The organism is Tolypothrix campylonemoides VB511288_2 (assembly GCF_045999855.1).
Lineage (GTDB): Bacteria > Cyanobacteriota > Cyanobacteriia > Cyanobacteriales > Nostocaceae > Scytonema > Scytonema bouteillei_A.
On sequence record NZ_JBFPMW010000004.1, the window covers coordinates 578381 to 597765 of the forward strand.

Sequence of the window (19385 nt, forward strand, 5' to 3'; positions counted from 1 at the left end):
ACACGCTAAGTCACGATCGCGAACTCAATTCGTAATTCTCATTTTTATTACGAATTACAAATTATTTAGTCATGTCTTTACTTAAAAATTCTCTGTTTTTTAATATAGCAAATAGTCAATGTACTCTCTAAAACAAACCTCCAAGAGATTCTTTGTAAAAGCATTTATAGTACATAAGTTCTCATTTTGAGATCTCTGTAATTATTGGCTAAAAAATGCCCACGCTAAAAATCTTTCAGTATAGTATAGTGCCAATTGATTGCTCACACCATTGAAAACCGCATCAAAAGCGTGTTCTGCCCGAGGAATTTCTAAGTACACAGCCGTAGTGTTGGACTTCAGCAAGCGTTGATACATCCGCCGTCCAAATTTTGCCTGCACTATGTGGTCGCGATCGCCATAAACTAAGAGTGTTGGCGGTAACGGGCGTGTTACGTAATGAACTGGTGAAGCAATCTCATACTGTTTGGGAAGTTCTTGGGGCGTACCACCTAAAAATGCTTCCAAAACCCGACGAACATTAATAGGATCGGGTGAAGGCGGATCTTTGTATCCTTCAGCAAGGTTCACTGGTCCGTAATAGTTAATAACAGCGCGGAGTGGCGGTGCATCAGGTTGATAAGCAGCTAGCATTGCCAAGTGTGCGCCAGACGATCGCCCCAACAACACCATCCTTTCTACATCCGCTTCATACTCTATTGCGTGGGTGCGGATAAAATTGAGGGCTGCACGCACATCTTCTAATTGGGCGGGAAAGCGGTATTGGGGTGCATGGCGGTAATCAATTGCAAATACCGTATATCCACGAGATGCCATGTATTGATTGAATTCGGGATTTGCACTTGGGCTACCCCTTTGCCACGCACCACCGTAAATGACAACCAGTGCTGGATATTTCCCCACTTGTAAAGGTTGGTAAACTTCCATACTGAGCGGGACGCCATTGGAATTGGCAAAGCGGATACCTGTTTGATGACGCGTGCGATTGCGATGAATCCCCACAAAGGAATCTGTCAGATTAAAGGGCTGCGATCGCATTTTTGCCCCGATTTCTACGGGAACCTTTTCGAGATAATTTGTCCCCAAACCCAATGCGATCGCATCTCCCATCTGCGTTTGAGTGTGTGGTATTGTCGCCAACTCCAATCCACAAATCAGCAATCCCAGGAAACTCACAATACAAGCTAGGGACTTAAGGCGAGGTTGGTAAATCCACAACCAAGCAAGCAAAAAAGCGATCGCGTTGAATACGAATAACCAAGGACAGACTTCTGGTGCGCCTACAGCTAAAGTCAGTAAAAGCATAGTCGGTGCAGGAAGGAAAATCCAAGCACTTAAAAAAAGACCGATACCACTCAAAAGAAGTGCTAGCGTTGATAAAAAGGCTTTGCTAATTTTAGTCATTCCACTGAATTGACTGGCAATATAGGAATCATAAATGATTTATAAAAAGTTTGAAGTACTGTAGTGCGAGCATTGCCTACCATATAAGGCTTTTGGTGGACAATCCCCGCCCTACTGCGTATATTTTAAAACTCAAACAGACATCAAATATCAAAAAAACGAGTAAAATATCAAACAATATACCCTTTTCTCGACCACCGATTATCGGTCACCGATCCCTGTTCACTGTTATGCTGCTTAACAATCGCTATCGAGTTCTTCGCACTTTGGGGAGTGGAGGATTTGGTGAAACATTCTTGGCAGAAGATACCCAAATGCCCTCACAGCGCCGCTGTGTTATCAAACAATTGAAGCCAATTCAGGATAATCCTCAAGTCTACGAGCTAGTACAGCAGCGATTCCAACGCGAAGCAGCAATTCTAGAAGACCTTGGAGATGGTAGCAGCCAAATTCCCTGCTTGTACGCTTACTTCTCAGAAGACGGTCAATTCTACTTAGTCCAAGAGTATATTGAAGGACAAACACTGACAGCAAAGGTGCAACAACAAGGTCTGCTGAGTGAGAGTTCTGTGAAAGAAATTTTAACCAGTATTTTGCCAGTACTGGAATTTGTTCACAATAAAGGTATTGTTCATCGCGACATCAAGCCAGAAAATATTCTGATTCGTCATCGGGATGGGCAACCAATTTTAATTGATTTTGGTGCCGTTAAAGAAACTGTAGGAACAGTCATGACACCTTCTGGCAATTCCACCAAATCAATTGTGATTGGAACGCCCGGATATATGCCCAGCGAGCAATCGGTTGGTCGTCCCATGTTCGCTAGCGATATCTACAGTTTGGGACTGACAGCTATTTATTTGCTGACAGGCAAATCTCCTCAAGAGTTAGGCACCGATCCCGCCACAGGTGCTGTTTTGTGGAGACAATATGCTTTGAGTGTGACGCCGAGTTTTGCAGCAGTTCTGGAAAAGGCAATTCAATTTAGTACGCGCGATCGCTTTGCCAGCGCTAGAGAAATGCTACAAGCTTTGCAGACTGGAACAGTACCAGTTGCACCCACAGTTCCGGGAGTTGCACCCACTGTTCCTTACATCCACCCGCAAGTTCCCACCACACCACCTAACCCTACACCCCAACAAACCGTTTCTGTGAGTCCGGCGCAATCCTCACAACCTTCCTCTCAAAGTAGCAGACCATCTGGGTGGTTCGATGGCACTTTTGTCGGTAGTTTGTTGGCTGCTATCGGTGTGACTGTTGCTATTGGGACTGCTGTTTTTGTAGTGTTTAATTGGCAAAAATCTCTGCAACAAGTACAACAACCATCGGTACAGCAAACCCAATCATCCATTCAACCCTCAGCAGAACCTTCCGAGGAACCTCAAGAAACAGTAGCAACCCAACAAAGGCAAGTTCCTGAAACAATACCATCTCAAGTTAGCGATCCACCATCACCTTCAGCTGATAAACCATCACCAGAACAGGCAATTCAAAATTATTACTCAACAATTAATCGAGGTGAGTATCAAACTTCATGGAATCAACTGTCTCCTACTTACCAAAACAACAAACGGCTTCACCCAAATGGCTACCTTTCCTACATTGATTGGTGGGGGGGACAAGTTCAAAGTGTCGAACTCGAACAAGTCAATTTAGTGGAAGCAGGTACGGAAACAGCAACAGTGAGCGCTCAATTAAGATACTTTATGAAAACGGGAAAAGCCGTTCCCGGTTCCGTGCGGTTTTTCCTTTTGTGGGATGCTCAAAACAGCAAATGGATTATAGCTGATGCAAGATAAAATGTTTTGCCTTGTTTAACAGTTTAAGCTACATTGGCAGCGTGCGTTATCCTAGTCTAAGTTGGGTGAGGGCTTTAATTTCAGTATGACAACAAAGCTGCTGAACAATCGGTATCAAGTTATCCAGGTGCTGGGATCTGGAGGATTTGGTGACACCTTTTTGGCTGAGGATGTCCATATGCCTTCTCGCCGTCGCTGCGTAATCAAGCAACTCAAACCGGTAACAAAAGACCCGAAAACTTACCAAATGATTCAACAGCGGTTTGAGCGAGAAGCAGCTACCTTAGAATTTTTGGGTGAAGGAAGCGAGCAAATTCCCAAGCTATACGCCTATTTTTTAGAACAAGGGCAGTTTTACTTGGTTCAAGAGTGGATTCAAGGTGACACTTTGACAGATGTTGTCAACGCTAAGGGAGCGTTGAGCGAAATAGAAGTTAGAGCGATTTTATTGAGTCTGCTATCTGTTTTAGATTATGTCCACAGTAAAGGTATTATCCACCGAGATATTAAACCTGAAAATATTATTCTTCGCTCTTTAAATAGCAAACCAGTTCTCATCGATTTTGGTGCGGTTAAAGAAACAATACGTTCCGTCGCGACGACTTCTGGAAACCTAACGCAATCGATTATCATTGGGACTCCGGGGTATATGTCTAGCGAACAAGCTATTGGACGCCCGGTTTATGCTACCGACATATACAGTTTGGGAATAACAGCGATCTATTTACTGACTGGAAAACGTCCTTACGAATTGGAAACCCATCCTCAAACAGGTGCAATTATTTGGCGTCAGTACGCTCCTGGAGTGTCCTTAAGTTTGGCAGAAATTATCGATCGCGCTATCAAGCAGAATGCAGGCGATCGCTACACAACTGCTAGCAAAATGTTACACGCCTTGCAATCTGTAACCGTTCCGCCAACCATTACCCCACAATCGGTGACGGGACAAGCTACAATTCCCTTATCTACAGGTGCTGCGGCTTCTGCCCAAAATACCCAACTCCATCCAAATCATATCAAACATCCAACGATCTCTTCTCCTAATTGGCAGAAACCAGCCTGGATTGCAGGGAGTTTGGTTGTAGGTAGCTTGATTGGAGCGATGGCGATCGCCAGCATAAACCGCCAACCAGAGCCGGAAGATTCTGTTGCAACATCACCTGTCACCAGACAAGCTCCAGAAGCAAATATTACAACTCCAACGCCTTCACCAACATCAGTGGCTACCCCAACTGAATCTAACAGGCGTCCTAGAGTTGTTGTCCCGCCTCCAGCACCAGTTGCAGCCAACCCAGTCGTTAACGATCCCCCGACACAGCCAGTAGAAAATTCTACACCTTCTCAACCTACAGAAGATCCTGCACCTCAAGAACAAGAGGAAGCATCCACATCTCAACCAGCTCCAGAGCAAACTCCACAAGCAGAAGAATCTCAAGCACCTGTTGCATCCGCACCACAACAAGAAGAGCGATCCGAAACTCCCACATCCGAACAACCTTCGGATCCGGAACCTCCAAAAGAGGAAAAACAACAACAAGAGGAAGAAAAGCAAAAAGTTGCTACTGCTAACACAAGCAGTAGCAATGTTCCTGCATTCCCTGTTGGTACTCCTGAAGATTCCGTGCGATCGACTTTAGGAGAACCTAGAAAGCGTTCCAGGGGTTTGTGGAATACTCGTGCTTATCTTTACAACTTAGAACCAAACCGCATTGACCTTGGCTATTTATTCGATCGTAGAACGGGAGTTCTGCGCCAAACAGAGGTAGCTTTTGCTCAAGCTGTTGAGCCGGATGTAATGAAAAATACATTACAAGGAATGCTGGGAGGAAGTGCTTCTAGTGAAATTAAGCAAGGGTTACAAAAAGTTTACGATCGTCAAAAGAATCGGTATTCTTTTAATCTTGGCAGCATAAAAGGAGTGATAGAACGCAACAATCAAGACCAAATTTATATCGGTGTTTGGGATGCAGATTTGCGGAAATGATTTTGGATTTAAGATTCAAATTGTTAAACTTTTTAAGATAGTATCGGAGGATAGATTTTTTGATTGACAAGTGACATAGAAAATAGTGTCAGCAATTCAAACAAGGATGCAACTGGTAGTTGGATGAAATGAAGTCTAAGTAAACCCTTGTTAATCCAAAATCCAAAATATAGATGACACTATGATAAACACCAAGACAACTAGGCGCAATTTTCTGAAAACTAGCGTGGCTGTTGCTGGTGGAATTGTGGGCAATTCAGCATGTCAGCAACTGACCACTTCCACGGTGGAACCGTCGGCAAATTCCACTTCTACGCCAGATCTGAACTCTCAGGGTGCATCTACCTCGGTCTCTCATGCGCCTTTAGAAAAAATGCCGCAAAGAGTTTTGGGTCGCACAGGTGTAACAGTACCCATCCTTGGTTTGGGAGGATCTGCATCGCCTCTGTCTCGTCCCCAAGAAGAGGAAGAAGCTAACTCCATAGCAATTATTGAACGAGCATATGAACTGGGAATTCGTTACTTTGATACGGCGTCTAATTACGGACCAAGTGAAGAACGTTTGGGGAAAGTTTTACCACCCCATCGCAAAGAAATATTTTTGGCAAGTAAGAGCAATGCGAGAGATCGCGATCGCGCATGGCAAGAATTGGAGCAATCTCTCAAACGTTTAAAAACTGATTATCTTGACTTATGGCAGTTTCACTCTGTTTCCTTTGACTGGAATTTGGATGCTATTTTCAATTCCAAACATGGTGCAATTAGAGCAGCACGGGAAGCAAAAGAGCAAAAAATAGTGCGCTTTGTTGGTATTACGGGACACAATAACCCCGCAATTATCGCCCAAGCACTTCGCCGCTATCCATTTGATACTGCTCTTATCCCCATCAATGCTGCTGACAAACATACTCCGAGCCCGTTTATTACAGGTGTGCTACCCGTGGCACAAAAAAATAACACTGGTATCATTGCGATGAAAGTTCCTGCTTACGGTCGTCTGTTTAAACCCGGTATTTTGGACGGAATGCAGCAAGCGATGGGATATGCTCTCTCTCAACCGGGCGTTCACTGTTGTATTATTGCTGCAGAGGATATAAACTTACTGGAGCAAAATGTAAGAGTCGCTAGCGCTTTTCAGTCACTTTCATCTCGGGAATTACAGGCGATCGAACAACGTACTGCTTCTGCTTGGCAGGATAGCAGTTTTTTCCGGGAATGGGCGTAAAATAAGGACTAGATTATAAAGGGGGTGCAAGACGCGGATTTGGTATTACTCGTCATGCGCTGCTCTCTACAAGTGTCTGCATACACCTTGTGAGCTTTCCGATGCCACTTTAAAAAAAGTGAAAATACATATCTTTGTAAATCTATAGATAATCAGTGTATTGCAAAGATTTTTTAATAGTTATGATAATAGCTTTCTACCTTGAAAACTTTTCTTAACTGTCTCAAAAATTTGCTTAAATGCCTTAACTGTCCTTGTATTCTCTCTGTTATACTGAGAATATTCAAATTTCACCTAGTAGTCTGTTTCATTAAGTTTATGAGTTAGCAAAATCTAAATTTTTAAATCAGCCAAAGATATAGCCATCTTTTTTGAAAGACTTTGTAATTAAAATATGAATATACTAATTATCCTGGTTGAAGTCGTTTCTTTAATAATTATTTGCTGGCTGCTTAACTGGCTAATTGGCATAATCCTCAAGCAGATTGCCACAGTTTCTTGGCTTCAAGGAAGAACTGCAAATATCACCTTCCTGCGCCGGGGTATCAGTAAGATTTTAATTCTGGCTTCTGCAGTGCTATGTCTGGCGCTAATCGGTATAAACGGGATGGTAATTTATCGAGGTGGGAACATTCAGGAATTTCAACTTAATCTGATTCGCAGTCTTCCTACTCAATTTTGGACAAATCTCTTGACAGCAAGTTTGAAAACTGTGAGTTTGCTCCTATTAGTTAAATTTAGTATTCCACCCTTACATCGTGGTATAGACTTAGTTTGTAACTATGCTAAAAGAGTCGATCGCATTAAAGCTAATGATGAGAGTGTTGAGGCTTTTTTTAAGGTATTCAAGAAAATTGTTACTCATATTATATGGATATATACCGCTATTTTATGTGCTAAATTTCTCTATCTGCCAGAAGTAATTTCTAAATATATTTATATCGTTTTAAAAATATACGTTATCATTTCAGTTGGTCTACTTATTATCAAAGCTGTTTCTACTATTGTCGATACTCTCGATGCCCTGCGTCTGAAATACTCTAATTCTAATAACTTACTACGTCTATACGAGCGTTTACGTCATCTCATACCTCTCTTCAAAAAATGTTTAGAATATGTCTTGTATGTTGGCATCGTCAATCTCGTCACTCCAGAAATACAACCTATAGCTTGGATTGGTTCTTATACCCCTAGAATTGTGCAAATTATTGGAGTTTACTGTCTGAGCAATGTTTTAATTGAAGTTGCTTACTTTATTTTGGATGAATTCTACCTTAAAATTCAAGATATTAATGAATCTCAGCAACAGAAACGACTGACGTTAATTCCCTTAATACGGAGTTTTGCTAAATATTTTGTCTATTTTACTGCTGGAGTAACTATACTTAAGCTTGTGGGAATCGATCCAGCGCCTATTTTAGCAGGTGCAGGAATTGTGGGTATAGCAGTTGGTCTGGGGGCACAAAATCTAATTAATGATATCATTTGTGGATTTTTAATTTTGTTTGAAAACTATTACTTAGTAGGTGATTATGTTGAAGCTGGAAAACTAGAAGAGAGAAATGTTGAAGGGATTGTCGAGGCAATTGAATTGCGAACCACCCATCTCCGTCATCCCGATGGTCAATTGCAGATTATTCGGAATGGGGATATTGGCTCAATTATTAATTACTCCAAGCAATATATATATGCAAGGGTAGAAGTTAGCGTTTCCTATGACTCTAATTTAGATCGTGTATATAGAGTAGTTGACAAAATAGGGCAGCAGTTAAAACTGGATGAACAGGATGTTTTAGAACCTACAAGAGTTGCCGGACTAGAGCACTTTGGTGAAAAGAATCTATTGCTGCTGACACTGACAAAAGTTAAGCCAGGAAAACACCTTCATATTCAGCGTGTTCTTCGCAGGATCTTAAAAGATACTTTTAGCCAAGAAGAAATTGAAATTTGCGGTTTTTCTAAGAATTAAGATACATAAGTAGGTCGGTCTTCAAAATTGTCGTCATGACAAGGAAGATGGCAGAAGGGAAGAGATTTTTAGGCTTCGTTATATAATTCGGTTTTTTTGCGCCTCTCTACTTAGAAGTAAGATCGAGAATAGCTAATTTTAGGAATTCCAGCGTGAAACTATGCTGAAATATTCTCAGTAATAGAGCAAAAACACAAGGACAGTTAAGAGAAGTAAGAAATAATTTGTGGTTCGCACATAAAGATGCATCTAATTAGCCTGCATAGGCGGTAAGTCCAGTGATACAGGCGATTTATCAATTGTACTTTTTCCTGAAGAACTTACATATTAGTTCTCCCGGATCGTTTTTTGTAAAAGGCAAAGCAGTTCCGTCTTTTTGAATTTTAAGGCGATCGCGACAATTGTAAACCTCAACAGGTTTTTTCACCCCATCAACACTCATAACAGCCCTGTATTCCCAATAATTTTTGGCACTCCGTTTGATATCAATAATACAAATCTGATGCCCGTTGTCATTATGGCAAAAAGATGCATGGGCAGGAAGCATTATTGAAAAAGAGAGCGTAAGTATTACTACCAAAGAAAGATGTTTTAGTATACTCATATTGATAAAATTTATAGCTCATTATTTATATTAATTCTAAATAAACGCAAATATTCAAGATAATATTAAGCAATATTTAACAGTCCCTTAACTATACATTGGATTCTAAATTGTTAATCTTTGGGTGCGTATTGTAAAAAGTCAGAACTAACCAGATACCCAACTTCTTTGAGAAGTCGGGTATCTGAACAAAGTCAATTGTGACAAGAAATTTATTTCAGGGTTTAGAAAAAAGCCCTGCTAATACTTAAGAGGCAATATTGGTCATGGAGCATTTGCACATCGAGCGATTGCTATCAACCCCGTTGAAGCGTCGCAATCTTTTAATTGGTGGTGGATTCTTAACAGGTTTAGCGCTGACAACCCAGTGGACAAGTAAAGTTAATGCTCAACCTCAATTCTCCAACTACCCATTCAGTCTTGGTGTCGCATCAGGAGAGCCCTATCCCAGAAGTGTTGTCATTTGGACGCGATTGGCTCCCAATCCATTGAATGGAGGTGGAATGCCATCAGAAAATGTCCCCGTACAATGGCAAGTTGCTACTGATGAAAAAATGACGAAGGTTGTGCGGAGTGGAACAACCTATGCGATTCCCGAATTAGGACACTCAGTACACGTTGTTGTAGAGGGATTGCAACCGGCGCGATGGTACTGGTATCAGTTTAAAGCAGGCAACGAAATCAGCCCTATTGGACGCACTCGTACTGCTCCTGTTGTTGGACAAAAAATCGAACAGTTCCGCTTTGCATTTGCTTCTTGTCAGAATTGGGAAGATGGCTACTATGCAGCATATAAGCATATGGCAAAAGAGGAACTCGATCTCGTTGTGCATCTTGGTGATTACATATACGAAGGAGCGGCAAATCCCGCTCGTATCAGACAGCACAACGGACCGGAACCCGTTACGCTTGAAGAATATCGCAACCGCCATGCCCTTTACAAAACTGACGAAGATTTACAAGCCGTTCATGCTGCTTTCCCTTGGGTTGTGACTTGGGACGACCATGAAGTAGACAACAACTGGGCGGATGAAATTCCTCAAGACCCAGAATTACAGACCCGAGAGCAATTTCTTGCTCGTCGTGCTGCTGCTTTCCAAGCCTATTACGAACATATGCCACTGCGTCCTTTCTCAAAACCAGAAGGCATCGATCTGCAACTTTATCGACGTCTCACATTTGGTGACCTAATAGAATTTAACGTGTTGGATACCCGTCAATATCGTACCGATCAGCCTTGTGATGACGGAATCAAACCCCGTTGTGAACAGGCTTTTGACCCATCTGCTACTTTGACTGGTGCCAAACAGGAGAAATGGCTGTTTAATAATCTTGACCGTTCCAAGGCTCGTTGGAACGTTCTTGCCCAACAAATAGTCTTTACCCAACATGATTGGACTGCGGGAGAAGAGTCTGCTTTTAACGTTGATGCTTGGGATGGTTATGTAGCTGCGCGTCAACGCATCCTTGATTTCTTCAATCAACGCAGACCCTCTAACCCAGTTGTTATCAGCGGTGACACTCACTCAAGTTGGGTTAGTGACCTTTTAGCAGACTTTAACAACCCCAATTCTCCTGTAGTGGGGACTGAGTTTGTGGGTACTTCTATTACCTCCGGTTTCAGCGCTAGTGACAGAATTGAAGCAGCTTTACCCGAAAGCCCCTGGATAAAGTATTTTAACGGACGGCAACGCGGTTATGTTCGTTGCGACTTGACTCACGAACGTTGGAGAAGTGATTATAGATTGCTACCACAGTCTCCACCTACCGGAGCAAATGTTCCCGATCCTAATGCACCAATTACCACGGCTGCATCCTTTGAGCTTCCAAATGGGGGAACTGTAAAGTAAGTAGCAAATATGTGAACGAATCGCACTTAACAGCTAAAGCCGTATCGCGCTTGTGCTAGTCGAAAAGGTTTGGCAGAACAGCGATTGAACCTACTATACTTTGCTAGACTAAGAAACAGCTCGTTATGCAGGATTTTTGGAGCCATGAGTGACACAATTACCAAACCGCTCAGCCTACAAGAATTTCTCAAGCTTCCAGAAACCAATCCTGCAAGCGAGTACATCAACGGTGAGATTGTTCAAAAGCCAATGCCGAAAGGGAGACACAGCCGCCTGCAATGCAAACTTTGTGCTGTAATTAATCAAGTTGCAGAAGACAAAAAGATTGCCTATGGGTTTCCTGAATTACGGTGTAGCTTTGGAGATCGCTCAATCGTACCCGATGTGGCTGTATTTCAGTGGAGACGCATCTCATTTACAATCGATAATGAAGTTCCCGATAACTTTGAAATCCCTCCAGACTGGACAATTGAGATTCTCTCGCCAGAACAAAAACCCAATAAAGTGATTGGCAACATTCTCCACTGTCTGGAGTATGGCAGTCGCCTTGGATGGTTTCTCGATCCTGATGACCTCAGTATCTTAGTGTTTTTACCAGAGCGACAGCCATTGCTAATCCAGGGAAAAGGCTCTGTACCTGTGTTGCCAGAAATTGAAATTGAATTAACTGCCGAACAAGTTTTCGGTTGGTTAAAGATGGGCAGTTAGTTAGTAGATTGGTCAACCTTTAACCATTGAACTAAATCTTCTGAGCGCCCGGTTGTCCGCTAGTAACGATAAACGAAGCAATGTTGCTAATAGTAGCAGCATCTCGGTTAGCAGTCGTTGAAACGGCTCGATAATCGCTCCGCCAAGTATTGCGTGTAATTTGACAGCTGATATAGCCTCGCACATCACCGTTAAAAAACTTGACGTGGGGGTTTTCAGATAAGTTTGCTTGGACGTTTGGAGCCCAAGAACAAAGAGAACTAATTGATGTACCAGCAAATTCAGTAGCTAGGGTTTCGGAACTTGGATCGTCAAAATTTTTCTTGATATCTTGAACGCAGAAAGAGTGCCAATCACCTGTGATAATCACGGGATTGGATGGGCGACGGTTTTCTATAAAGTCTAGAATTCTTTGCCTTGCAGCAGGATAACCATCCCATTGATCCATATTGAATGCTTTTTCCGCTCCTGGTTGATAGTCAATTTGTCCAAACCAGATTTGTTGAGCTAAAACATTCCATTGGGCTGGCGATCGCTCCAATCCTTTAAACAGCCATTCCTCTTGTTCTTTACCAGTCAAAGTGAGAGAAGAATCGAGTCTCTCCGGGCAATCTGGTGCAGAGGGAAAAGTTTGCAAGCAGACTTGATCTGAACGATATTGACGAGTATCAAGCACGTGGAAATAAGCCAGATCGCCAAATGCAAACCGCCGATAAAGTTTGAGATCGTCACCCGTTGGAAACGATCTCAAGCGTAAGGGCATATGCTCGTAGTATGCTTGGAAAGCGGCTCTACGACGCTGGCGAAATTGTTCGGGCGACTGTCTATCTGGGTCTTCTGGGATAAAACCCGCCCAGTTATTATCTACCTCATGGTCATCCCAAGTCACAATCCAAGGAAAAGCTGCATGAGATGCTTGTAAATCTGGGTCGCTCTTGTACAGGGCATAGCGGTTGCGGTAGTCCTTCAAAGTAATGATTTCCGGACTATTGTGCTCCCGCACCCTTGTGGGGCTGGTGCTAATTCCACCTTCGTAAAGGTAATCGCCCAAGTGGACAACAAAGTTTAAGTCTTCTTCAGCCATGAATTTGTAGGCTGTGTAAAAACCGCTTTGGTATTCCTGACAAGAAGCAAAGGCAAAATTGAGTTGACTAATGGATGTTCCTAAAGCGGGTGCAGTACGAGTACGTCCGATCGGGCTAAGTTCATTTCCGACCTTAAATTGATACCAATAAACCCTATCGGGTTCTAAGCCTTGAACGTCAACGTGTATGGAGTGACCTAGTTCTGGAGTTGCTACAGCAAAGCCCTTCTGCACCACTTTTGTCATACTTGCATCGGCTGCTAATTGCCACCGTACAAGAATATTTTCCTGTGGTACACCACCACCATTCAGTGGATCGGGCGCTAAACGCGTCCACAAAACCACTCCATTTGGTAATGGATCTCCAGATGCAACACCAAGAGTGAAAGGATAGGCAGAAAACTTTGGCTGGGCTAGTACTCTACGTGACCATTGGCTGGCAATTGTAAAACCTAAAAACCCACCAGCACCAATTAACAGGTTTCTCCTTTTGATTTTTGTTGACAAATAATTCTCAAAATTTGAACGGCGCACGGATACCTCCTTCAGAGTTTGGGAAACCCAGGGGCATTGAGAGGAGCGATTTCGTGGAGTTTCTAGAGTGTTGTTAATCTCACTTAAGCCTGAGTTATCCCGAGATATGTTAAGTAAAAACCTTATCAAGTAAACGTTAACAGCCTGTCAAGTAACAGCCAATTTGTGGTTAAAGCTAAGTTAATGAGGGATTAGGAGAAAAATAATTCAAGGATGTCCAGTAGTAAGGTTTACGTTAGCTGTTTCTTACAGAGACGCGCTGTTGGAAGCATCTGAACAAAAAACTTAGTTTTTTCTCCTCGATTTTGACTACTGTCTTGACGGTTCTAGAGCAGAAATGTTGAATGCTGATACAAAACTTTATATTTTAAGTGACACTAAGCTCAAAAGCTGAAATTAATCAACAAAACATAATCTCTTCAAATCAATGCACATAACTAATTTTCTGACACATACAAGATTGTAAATAGTTCAGGATGCTGGGAATGCAGAGCAAGGTATACCTGATGAGGACGTGCTGGCATTTGCCATCAGCCAAGAACGCTCGATTTTGACTATCAACAGAGACGATTTTATCCGTTTGCATCGTCGTAATTCCAAACACTTCGGTATTGTAGTTTGTACTAACAATCGTAACTGGGAACAATTTGCAGCACGGATAAATGAGGCTGTAACAGCAGAGGGAACTTTACAGGGAAAACTAATCCGTGTGGTACGTCCAGCTAGTTAGGCGATTTTCGTGAGGCGATTTTACTGGCGGAATAGGAATATCTTGTATACTGAATTGTTACTATGTATACTGAAGTGTTACTCAATTTTTACTTCTGACAGTAAAAAATCTGGTTTTAAGGTTTAACGTATAGTGAGCATCTCACTCTCACATCCAGAAAGAATCAACAAAGAATGGCAGACCTGACTCCTAATTCTAGTTTTAGCGTGACAATCCGGGTAGAAATCCCCAACCGCATTGGAATGTTGGCGACTGTGACCAAAGCGATCGCAACTGGTGGTGGTAACTTTGGCCAAATTGACCTTATAGAACAGACAAGAGCTGTTTCGATTCGCGATATCACCGTCGATGCTGCTAGCACCGAGCATGCAGAGACAATTGTACAAGCGGTTAAAGCCTTACCAGATATAAAGGTCTTGAATGTCTATGACCGCACTTTTAATTTGCATCGTGGTGGAAAAATTAGCATTGCCAGTAGAATACCTCTTAAGAGTGTCTCCGATTTAGCAATGGCTTATACGCCGGGAGTAGGGCGCATATGCAATGCCATCGCTCAAAATCCTGAAGAAGTTTACAATTTAACAATTAAACAAAATACTGTAGCTATTGTTACTGATGGTAGCGCAGTCTTGGGATTGGGAAATCTCGGTCCGGCGGCGGCTTTGCCAGTTATGGAGGGCAAAGCCATGCTATTCAAGGAATTTGCAGGACTTGATGCTTTTCCCATTTGCTTGGCGACTCAAGACACTGACAAAATTGTCGAAGCTGTTAAAAATATTGCACCAGTCTTTGGGGGAGTGAACTTAGAAGATATTGCCGCTCCTCGTTGTTTTGAAATTGAAGCCAGACTGAGACAGGAACTAGATATTCCTGTTTTTCACGATGACCAGCACGGTACGGCTATCGTCACATTAGCTGCGTTGTTAAATGCCTTGAAGCTAGTCCATAAATCTATCGCAGACGTTCGCATCGTTATTAATGGTGCAGGAGCAGCGGGAGTCGCTTGTGCTCGATTGCTCCGCAAAGCAGGAGCAGAAAAAATTTGGATGTGCGATTCCAAAGGGATTCTTTCTGTCAATCGTACAGACCTTACAGAAGAAAAGCGCGAATTTGCTGTTAAAGCCCAAGGGACTTTAGCTGGTGCATTGCAAGGGGCTGATGTCTTTATCGGCGTTAGCGTACCGGGAGTCCTAACACCAGAAATGGTGCGTTCTATGGCAAAAGATCCGATTGTATTTGCAATGGCAAATCCAATTCCCGAAATTCAACCAGAATTGGTCAAAGACGATGTTGCTGTTATGGCAACAGGTCGCAGTGACTACCCAAATCAAATCAATAATGTTTTGGCTTTTCCTGGTGTTTTCCGGGGTGCTTTGGATTGTAGGGCAGCAACAATTACTATTAATATGTACTTAGAAGCGGCAACTGCGATCGCATCTTTAGTAAACCCTTCTGACCTTGACAAAGAGCACATCATTCCTTCCGTGTTTGATGAACGTGTCGTGACAGCTGTTGCAGGAGCTGTACAACGTGCAGCACGTCAAGAAGGTATTGCCAGAAGTTAATCTAACCCTCCTCGCGGGAAGTCCCCTAGTGTAGCTTGCGGAACTGGGGGATGAAAGCAAGGGTAAGTAGCTGTAACTTAATATCTACCCATATTTACCCATTACTACCCTTGTTGGGGATTTCTGCAATGAGAGTGTCTACATACTCTCTTAACCGTTCTTGCCAATCTGAGACGCCTTTTCGGACATTGAAACACACAGAAATCGGCGAGGTCCAATACTGCTCGGTTAAGGGAAAATAGGGTGGGAAATTCAGCTTGAAGAGTTCGAGTTTTTGAGGTAAAACTGGGTAGATTTATACGAGAGCCTGAAAGAGAAAAAGTAAGTTCAATTCTCCCGTTTGTTCGCGTAGACAAAACGCCAACACTTGTTGACACTTTTTCCTCTCTATTTTCTTTAACCGGGCAGTATTGGGTGATGATCGATAAAGAATTATTACGTATAATTGAACAAGCAGCATCAGAAGGTATAACAGAACTAGACCTCTCTGGCAAAGAATTGACAGCTTTACCCCCTGAAATTGGCAAACTGACTCAACTTAAAAAGCTAATTCTTGGCAAGTATAAATATGATGAACAGGGCAATATTGTCGGTATTATTGGGAACAACCTAAGTGCTTTACCTCCTGTAATTGGATTTCTCAATCATCTTGAAGAACTTCAGGTGATTGGCAATGATAGCTTAACTAGCGTACCGCCAGAAATTGGACAACTCATCAGCTTGCAAATCCTCAACCTAAGTAATAATCAACTGAGCAGTCTGCCAGAAGAAATTAGACAACTCACCAACTTGCAAAAGCTTAACCTATGGAGTAATCAACTGAGTAGTCTGCCAGGAGAAATCGGACAACTTACCAACCTGCGATCGCTCAACCTAAACAATAATCAACTAAGCGCTTTGCCGAAGGAAATTGGACAGCTTACCAATCTGCGATCTCTCGGTCTCCACTGCAATCAATTGAGCAGTTTGCCAGGAGAAATTGCACAACTCTCGAACTTGGAATGGCTCGACTTGGGCTGTAATCAGCTGAGCAGTCTGCCAGGAGAAATTGCACAACTTACCAACTTGCAAGCGCTTGTTTTACAGAGTAATCAACTGAGTAGTCTGCTAGGAGAAATTGCACAACTCACTAACTTGGAATTGCTCGACTTGAGCAGTAATCAACTGAGCAGTCTGCCAAGAGAAATTATACAACTCTCCAACTTGCGATCGCTCAAGTTGAGCGTTAATCAACTAAGTAGTATACCAAGAGAATTTGCACAACTCACCAACTTGGAATGGCTCGACTTGGGCTGTAATCAGCTGAGCAGTCTGCCAGGAGAAATTGGAGAACTTATCAACTTGCAAGCGCTTGTTTTACAGAGTAATCAACTGAGTAGTCTGCCAGGAGAAATTGGATAACTTATCAACTTGCACATCCTCGACTTGAACAATAATCAATTTAGCAGTTTGCCAAGAGAAATTATACAACTCTCCAACTTGCACACCCTCGACTTGAGCAATAATCAATTGAGCAGTCTGCCAGGAGAAATTGGACAACTCACTAACTTGCACATCCTCGACTTGAGCAATAATCAATTGAGCAGTCTGCCAGGAGAAATTGGACAACTCACTAACTTGCAAACCCTCGACTTGGGCAAGAATAAACTGAGTAGTTTACCAAAACAAATTGGACAACTCACTAACTTGTACACCCTCGACTTGAGCAATAATCAATTGAGCAGTCTGCCAGGAGAAATCGGACAACTCATCAACTTGCAAACGCTTAACCTCAGCGACAATCAATTGAGCAGTCTGCCAGGAGAAATCGGACAACTTATCAACTTGCGGTCGCTTGATCTCATCGACAATGAATTGAGCAGTCTACCAAAAGAAATTGGACAACTTACTAACTTGAAATGGCTCGATCTAGACAGTAATCAACTGACCAGTCTGCCAAAAGAAATTGGACAACTTACTAACTTGGACTGGCTCGACCTCAGCAACAATCAATTGAGCAGTCTACCAAAAGAAATTGGACAACTTATCAACTTGAAATGGCTCGATCTAGACAGTAATCAACTGACCAGTCTGCCAAAAGAAATTGGAAAACTTACTAACTTGGACTGGCTCGACCTCAGCAACAATCAATTGAGCAGTCTGCCAAAAGAAATTGGACAACTCACTAACTTGTATTTGCTTAACTTGGGGAACAATCAATTGAGACGTTTGCCAAAAGAAATTGGACAACTTACTAACTTGTCTTCGCTCAACTTGGAGAGCAATCAATTGAGCAGTCTACCAAAAGAAATTGGACAACTAACTGATTTAGAATGTCTCTACCTGGACAGCAATCAACTGAGCAAACTTCCAAAAGAAATTGCACAATTACCAAATCTGAAAGAACTGGAGCTTCATGGTAATCTAGTCCCTATTTTACCTGATTTTTTACGTAGAAAAGATACTTAGAGAAATTCATATACAGCCTTTTAATTTTTTATAGAATGAATTTGAAACTTTAAAAGCGAGAATATGGGAATTAAATATTGCTATGAAACTATAAAAAATAGTTATGACAAAATTTGCTGTTTACCTACATCCACATACTTGTTACACATCTAAACCAAGTCATACGATTTCTTGGATAGGTTATTCATTCCCATACTACAGTCAAGTCAGACTTGAATTAGCCAAACAATTAACTAATTATCCAATACTACCAATACGAAAAGCTCAGTTAACTGATTATCTGCAAGTTCATAAAGATATTTATCTGAAAAATCTAGTTTTTAAAGCTTTAAGTCAACATGATAAAATTGATAATTCATTGCCAAGAAATGGTGGTGAATGTGAAGGATTAGAATATTGTCTACCTAGTTATTTGTACAGCTTGGGAGGATTACTCGAAGCAATAGATCGCATGAAAAAGGGAGTATTAGAGCGTGCTTACTGTTTTAGTCTACCAGGACATCATGCACATACAGATTGGGGGCATGGGTATTGTTTACTCAATCCTTTAGCAGCAGCAGCTAAATATGCTCAAATACAGGGGTTTCAAAAAATATTAATTGTTGATTGGGATATTCATCATGGTGATGGAACGCAATCTATTTTTGTTAACGATCGAAATGTTTACTGTATAAGTATACATAATGGTACTGACCTTTATATGGCTAAAGCTTCTGACTTAAAAGCAGGTACAACTACCGTTGGACTTGCAGTCGGACACTGCAATATCCCTCTAATTCCACAAAACTTTGCAGTGGAAGTTTTAACTAAATTGGGGATAGATGGAAAATTTTATACAAGCCATGAAAGTTTAAATGCTTTTCAAGAAGCACTATTACAGATACCTTGGACACCTGATTTAATTTTAATATTTTCTGGCTATGACTCACATCAAGATGATTGTGGAAAAGGAATTACAGATTGGACCAATCAAGAATTTAAATTATTAACTTTAAAAGTGTTAGAGTTAGCTAAAGAATCATTAATTCCAGTCATATCTACTCATGGAGGCGGGTATAAATTACCTGTAACTGTATCGGCTGCCTTAAGCCATGTAGAGATTTTAGCCAGCAGTTAAACAATTTTTTAGGCATATACAACAAATTTTTTTAAACATTGTTTGACTGTCTCAAACACAAATAGAGAAAGACTGTCTAATTCATAACCGCCTTCCAAACTGAAAAGACTTAGTGGCGCAATCTTGAGGAAATAATCAGTTTTAAACTCCTTGTAAGTTTTTGTAAAAGCAATATGACGATTTTTTATGAATCGTTGCAATAAACCTATATCTTTTTCTCTAGAGTCCCTTATTCTTTTTAATTATTATTAATTTCCGATAGCTTTTGTTGTTAACTCAACATTCCAATAAAACTGTTACTTGCTTGACGTGAGATTCAAAGCATTCTAATGTTTTTACCATACTCAAAAAAGGGAGGAATGAT

General features: G+C 41.7%; 14 protein-coding genes. 11 read left to right on the forward strand and 3 right to left on the reverse strand.

Going from position 1 to position 19385, the window contains the following annotated elements; all coding sequences use genetic code 11:
* Positions 1 to 201: 201 nt before the first annotated feature.
* On the reverse strand, positions 202 to 1404 hold the full coding sequence (locus AB0756_RS15160; RefSeq protein WP_038080797.1) for an alpha/beta hydrolase: 1203 nt from the start codon (positions 1402 to 1404) through the stop codon (positions 202 to 204).
* A gap of 230 nt (positions 1405 to 1634) precedes the next feature.
* Here AB0756_RS15160 and AB0756_RS15165 point away from each other — a divergent pair, with 230 nt between their 5' ends.
* The 4 genes from AB0756_RS15165 (at position 1635) to AB0756_RS15180 (ending at position 8381) form a co-directional block, all read left to right on the forward strand.
* Positions 1635 to 3203 (forward strand): serine/threonine-protein kinase, encoded by a 1569-nt coding sequence (locus AB0756_RS15165; protein WP_038080799.1) that lies wholly within the window; start codon positions 1635 to 1637, stop codon positions 3201 to 3203.
* A gap of 85 nt (positions 3204 to 3288) precedes the next feature.
* A complete protein-coding gene (locus AB0756_RS15170) occupies positions 3289 to 5187 on the forward strand; it encodes a serine/threonine-protein kinase (protein WP_038080803.1) in 1899 nt (632 codons plus the stop codon).
* A 181-nt stretch (positions 5188 to 5368) separates the two neighbouring features.
* The gene (locus AB0756_RS15175; RefSeq protein ID WP_038080806.1) at positions 5369 to 6412 is read left to right on the forward strand and encodes an aldo/keto reductase; all 1044 of its coding nucleotides are present in this window, start codon (positions 5369 to 5371) and stop codon (positions 6410 to 6412) included.
* A 394-nt stretch (positions 6413 to 6806) separates the two neighbouring features.
* Positions 6807 to 8381: a mechanosensitive ion channel family protein gene (locus tag AB0756_RS15180; RefSeq protein ID WP_038080809.1), complete on the forward strand. Its 1575-nt coding sequence runs from the start codon at positions 6807 to 6809 to the stop codon at positions 8379 to 8381.
* A 295-nt stretch (positions 8382 to 8676) separates the two neighbouring features.
* Here AB0756_RS15180 and AB0756_RS15185 read toward each other — a convergent pair whose 3' ends face one another.
* The gene (locus AB0756_RS15185) at positions 8677 to 8928 is read right to left on the reverse strand and encodes a hypothetical protein (protein ID WP_237266104.1); all 252 of its coding nucleotides are present in this window, start codon (positions 8926 to 8928) and stop codon (positions 8677 to 8679) included.
* Between the two features lie 323 nt (positions 8929 to 9251).
* On the opposite strand from AB0756_RS15185, the gene AB0756_RS15190 reads away from it, so the two are divergent.
* Together AB0756_RS15190 and AB0756_RS15195 are read left to right on the forward strand one after the other, a co-directional pair.
* Positions 9252 to 10835 carry an alkaline phosphatase D family protein gene (locus AB0756_RS15190; protein ID WP_038080814.1) on the forward strand — a complete coding sequence of 528 codons (1584 nt, stop codon included), beginning with the start codon at positions 9252 to 9254 and terminating at the stop codon, positions 10833 to 10835.
* Between the two features lie 144 nt (positions 10836 to 10979).
* On the forward strand, positions 10980 to 11543 hold the full coding sequence (locus AB0756_RS15195; protein ID WP_038080816.1) for a Uma2 family endonuclease: 564 nt from the start codon (positions 10980 to 10982) through the stop codon (positions 11541 to 11543).
* Positions 11544 to 11574: 31 nt separating this feature from the next.
* Here AB0756_RS15195 and AB0756_RS15200 read toward each other — a convergent pair whose 3' ends face one another.
* The gene (locus AB0756_RS15200) at positions 11575 to 13161 is read right to left on the reverse strand and encodes an alkaline phosphatase D family protein (protein WP_038080818.1); all 1587 of its coding nucleotides are present in this window, start codon (positions 13159 to 13161) and stop codon (positions 11575 to 11577) included.
* A gap of 466 nt (positions 13162 to 13627) precedes the next feature.
* Between AB0756_RS15200 and AB0756_RS15205 the strand changes: the two genes are divergently transcribed.
* From AB0756_RS15205 to AB0756_RS15220, 5 genes are all read left to right on the forward strand, one after another.
* Complete coding sequence (locus tag AB0756_RS15205; protein ID WP_050046193.1) at positions 13628 to 13891, forward strand: DUF5615 family PIN-like protein; 264 nt, start codon at positions 13628 to 13630, stop codon at positions 13889 to 13891.
* Between the two features lie 173 nt (positions 13892 to 14064).
* On the forward strand, positions 14065 to 15456 hold the full coding sequence (locus AB0756_RS15210; RefSeq protein ID WP_038080820.1) for a malic enzyme-like NAD(P)-binding protein: 1392 nt from the start codon (positions 14065 to 14067) through the stop codon (positions 15454 to 15456).
* Positions 15457 to 15873: 417 nt separating this feature from the next.
* Positions 15874 to 16857 (forward strand): leucine-rich repeat domain-containing protein, encoded by a 984-nt coding sequence (locus AB0756_RS40015; protein ID WP_050046192.1) that lies wholly within the window; start codon positions 15874 to 15876, stop codon positions 16855 to 16857.
* 9 nt (positions 16858 to 16866) lie between these two features.
* Positions 16867 to 17904, forward strand: a complete 1038-nt coding sequence (locus AB0756_RS40020; protein WP_336604413.1) for a leucine-rich repeat domain-containing protein — start codon at positions 16867 to 16869, stop codon at positions 17902 to 17904.
* 103 nt (positions 17905 to 18007) lie between these two features.
* Positions 18008 to 19021 (forward strand): histone deacetylase family protein, encoded by a 1014-nt coding sequence (locus tag AB0756_RS15220; RefSeq protein ID WP_038080822.1) that lies wholly within the window; start codon positions 18008 to 18010, stop codon positions 19019 to 19021.
* Positions 19022 to 19385 lie beyond the last annotated feature (364 nt).

What these genes read in the sequence shown, in the direction of transcription:
- AB0756_RS15190 (WP_038080814.1), top strand. Translation starts at nt 9,252, where the DNA reads ATGGAGCATTTGCACATCGAGCGATTGCTATCAACCCCGTTGAAGCGT.
- AB0756_RS15220 (WP_038080822.1), top strand. Translation starts at nt 18,008, where the DNA reads ATGACAAAATTTGCTGTTTACCTACATCCACATACTTGTTACACATCT.
- AB0756_RS15210 (WP_038080820.1), top strand. Translation starts at nt 14,065, where the DNA reads ATGGCAGACCTGACTCCTAATTCTAGTTTTAGCGTGACAATCCGGGTA.
- AB0756_RS15170 (WP_038080803.1), top strand. Translation starts at nt 3,289, where the DNA reads ATGACAACAAAGCTGCTGAACAATCGGTATCAAGTTATCCAGGTGCTG.
- AB0756_RS15160 (WP_038080797.1), bottom strand. Translation starts at nt 1,404, where the DNA reads ATGACTAAAATTAGCAAAGCCTTTTTATCAACGCTAGCACTTCTTTTG.
- AB0756_RS15165 (WP_038080799.1), top strand. Translation starts at nt 1,635, where the DNA reads ATGCTGCTTAACAATCGCTATCGAGTTCTTCGCACTTTGGGGAGTGGA.
- AB0756_RS15175 (WP_038080806.1), top strand. Translation starts at nt 5,369, where the DNA reads ATGATAAACACCAAGACAACTAGGCGCAATTTTCTGAAAACTAGCGTG.
- AB0756_RS40015 (WP_050046192.1), top strand. Translation starts at nt 15,874, where the DNA reads ATGATCGATAAAGAATTATTACGTATAATTGAACAAGCAGCATCAGAA.
- AB0756_RS15195 (WP_038080816.1), top strand. Translation starts at nt 10,980, where the DNA reads ATGAGTGACACAATTACCAAACCGCTCAGCCTACAAGAATTTCTCAAG.
- AB0756_RS15185 (WP_237266104.1), bottom strand. Translation starts at nt 8,928, where the DNA reads ATGCTTCCTGCCCATGCATCTTTTTGCCATAATGACAACGGGCATCAG.
- AB0756_RS15180 (WP_038080809.1), top strand. Translation starts at nt 6,807, where the DNA reads ATGAATATACTAATTATCCTGGTTGAAGTCGTTTCTTTAATAATTATT.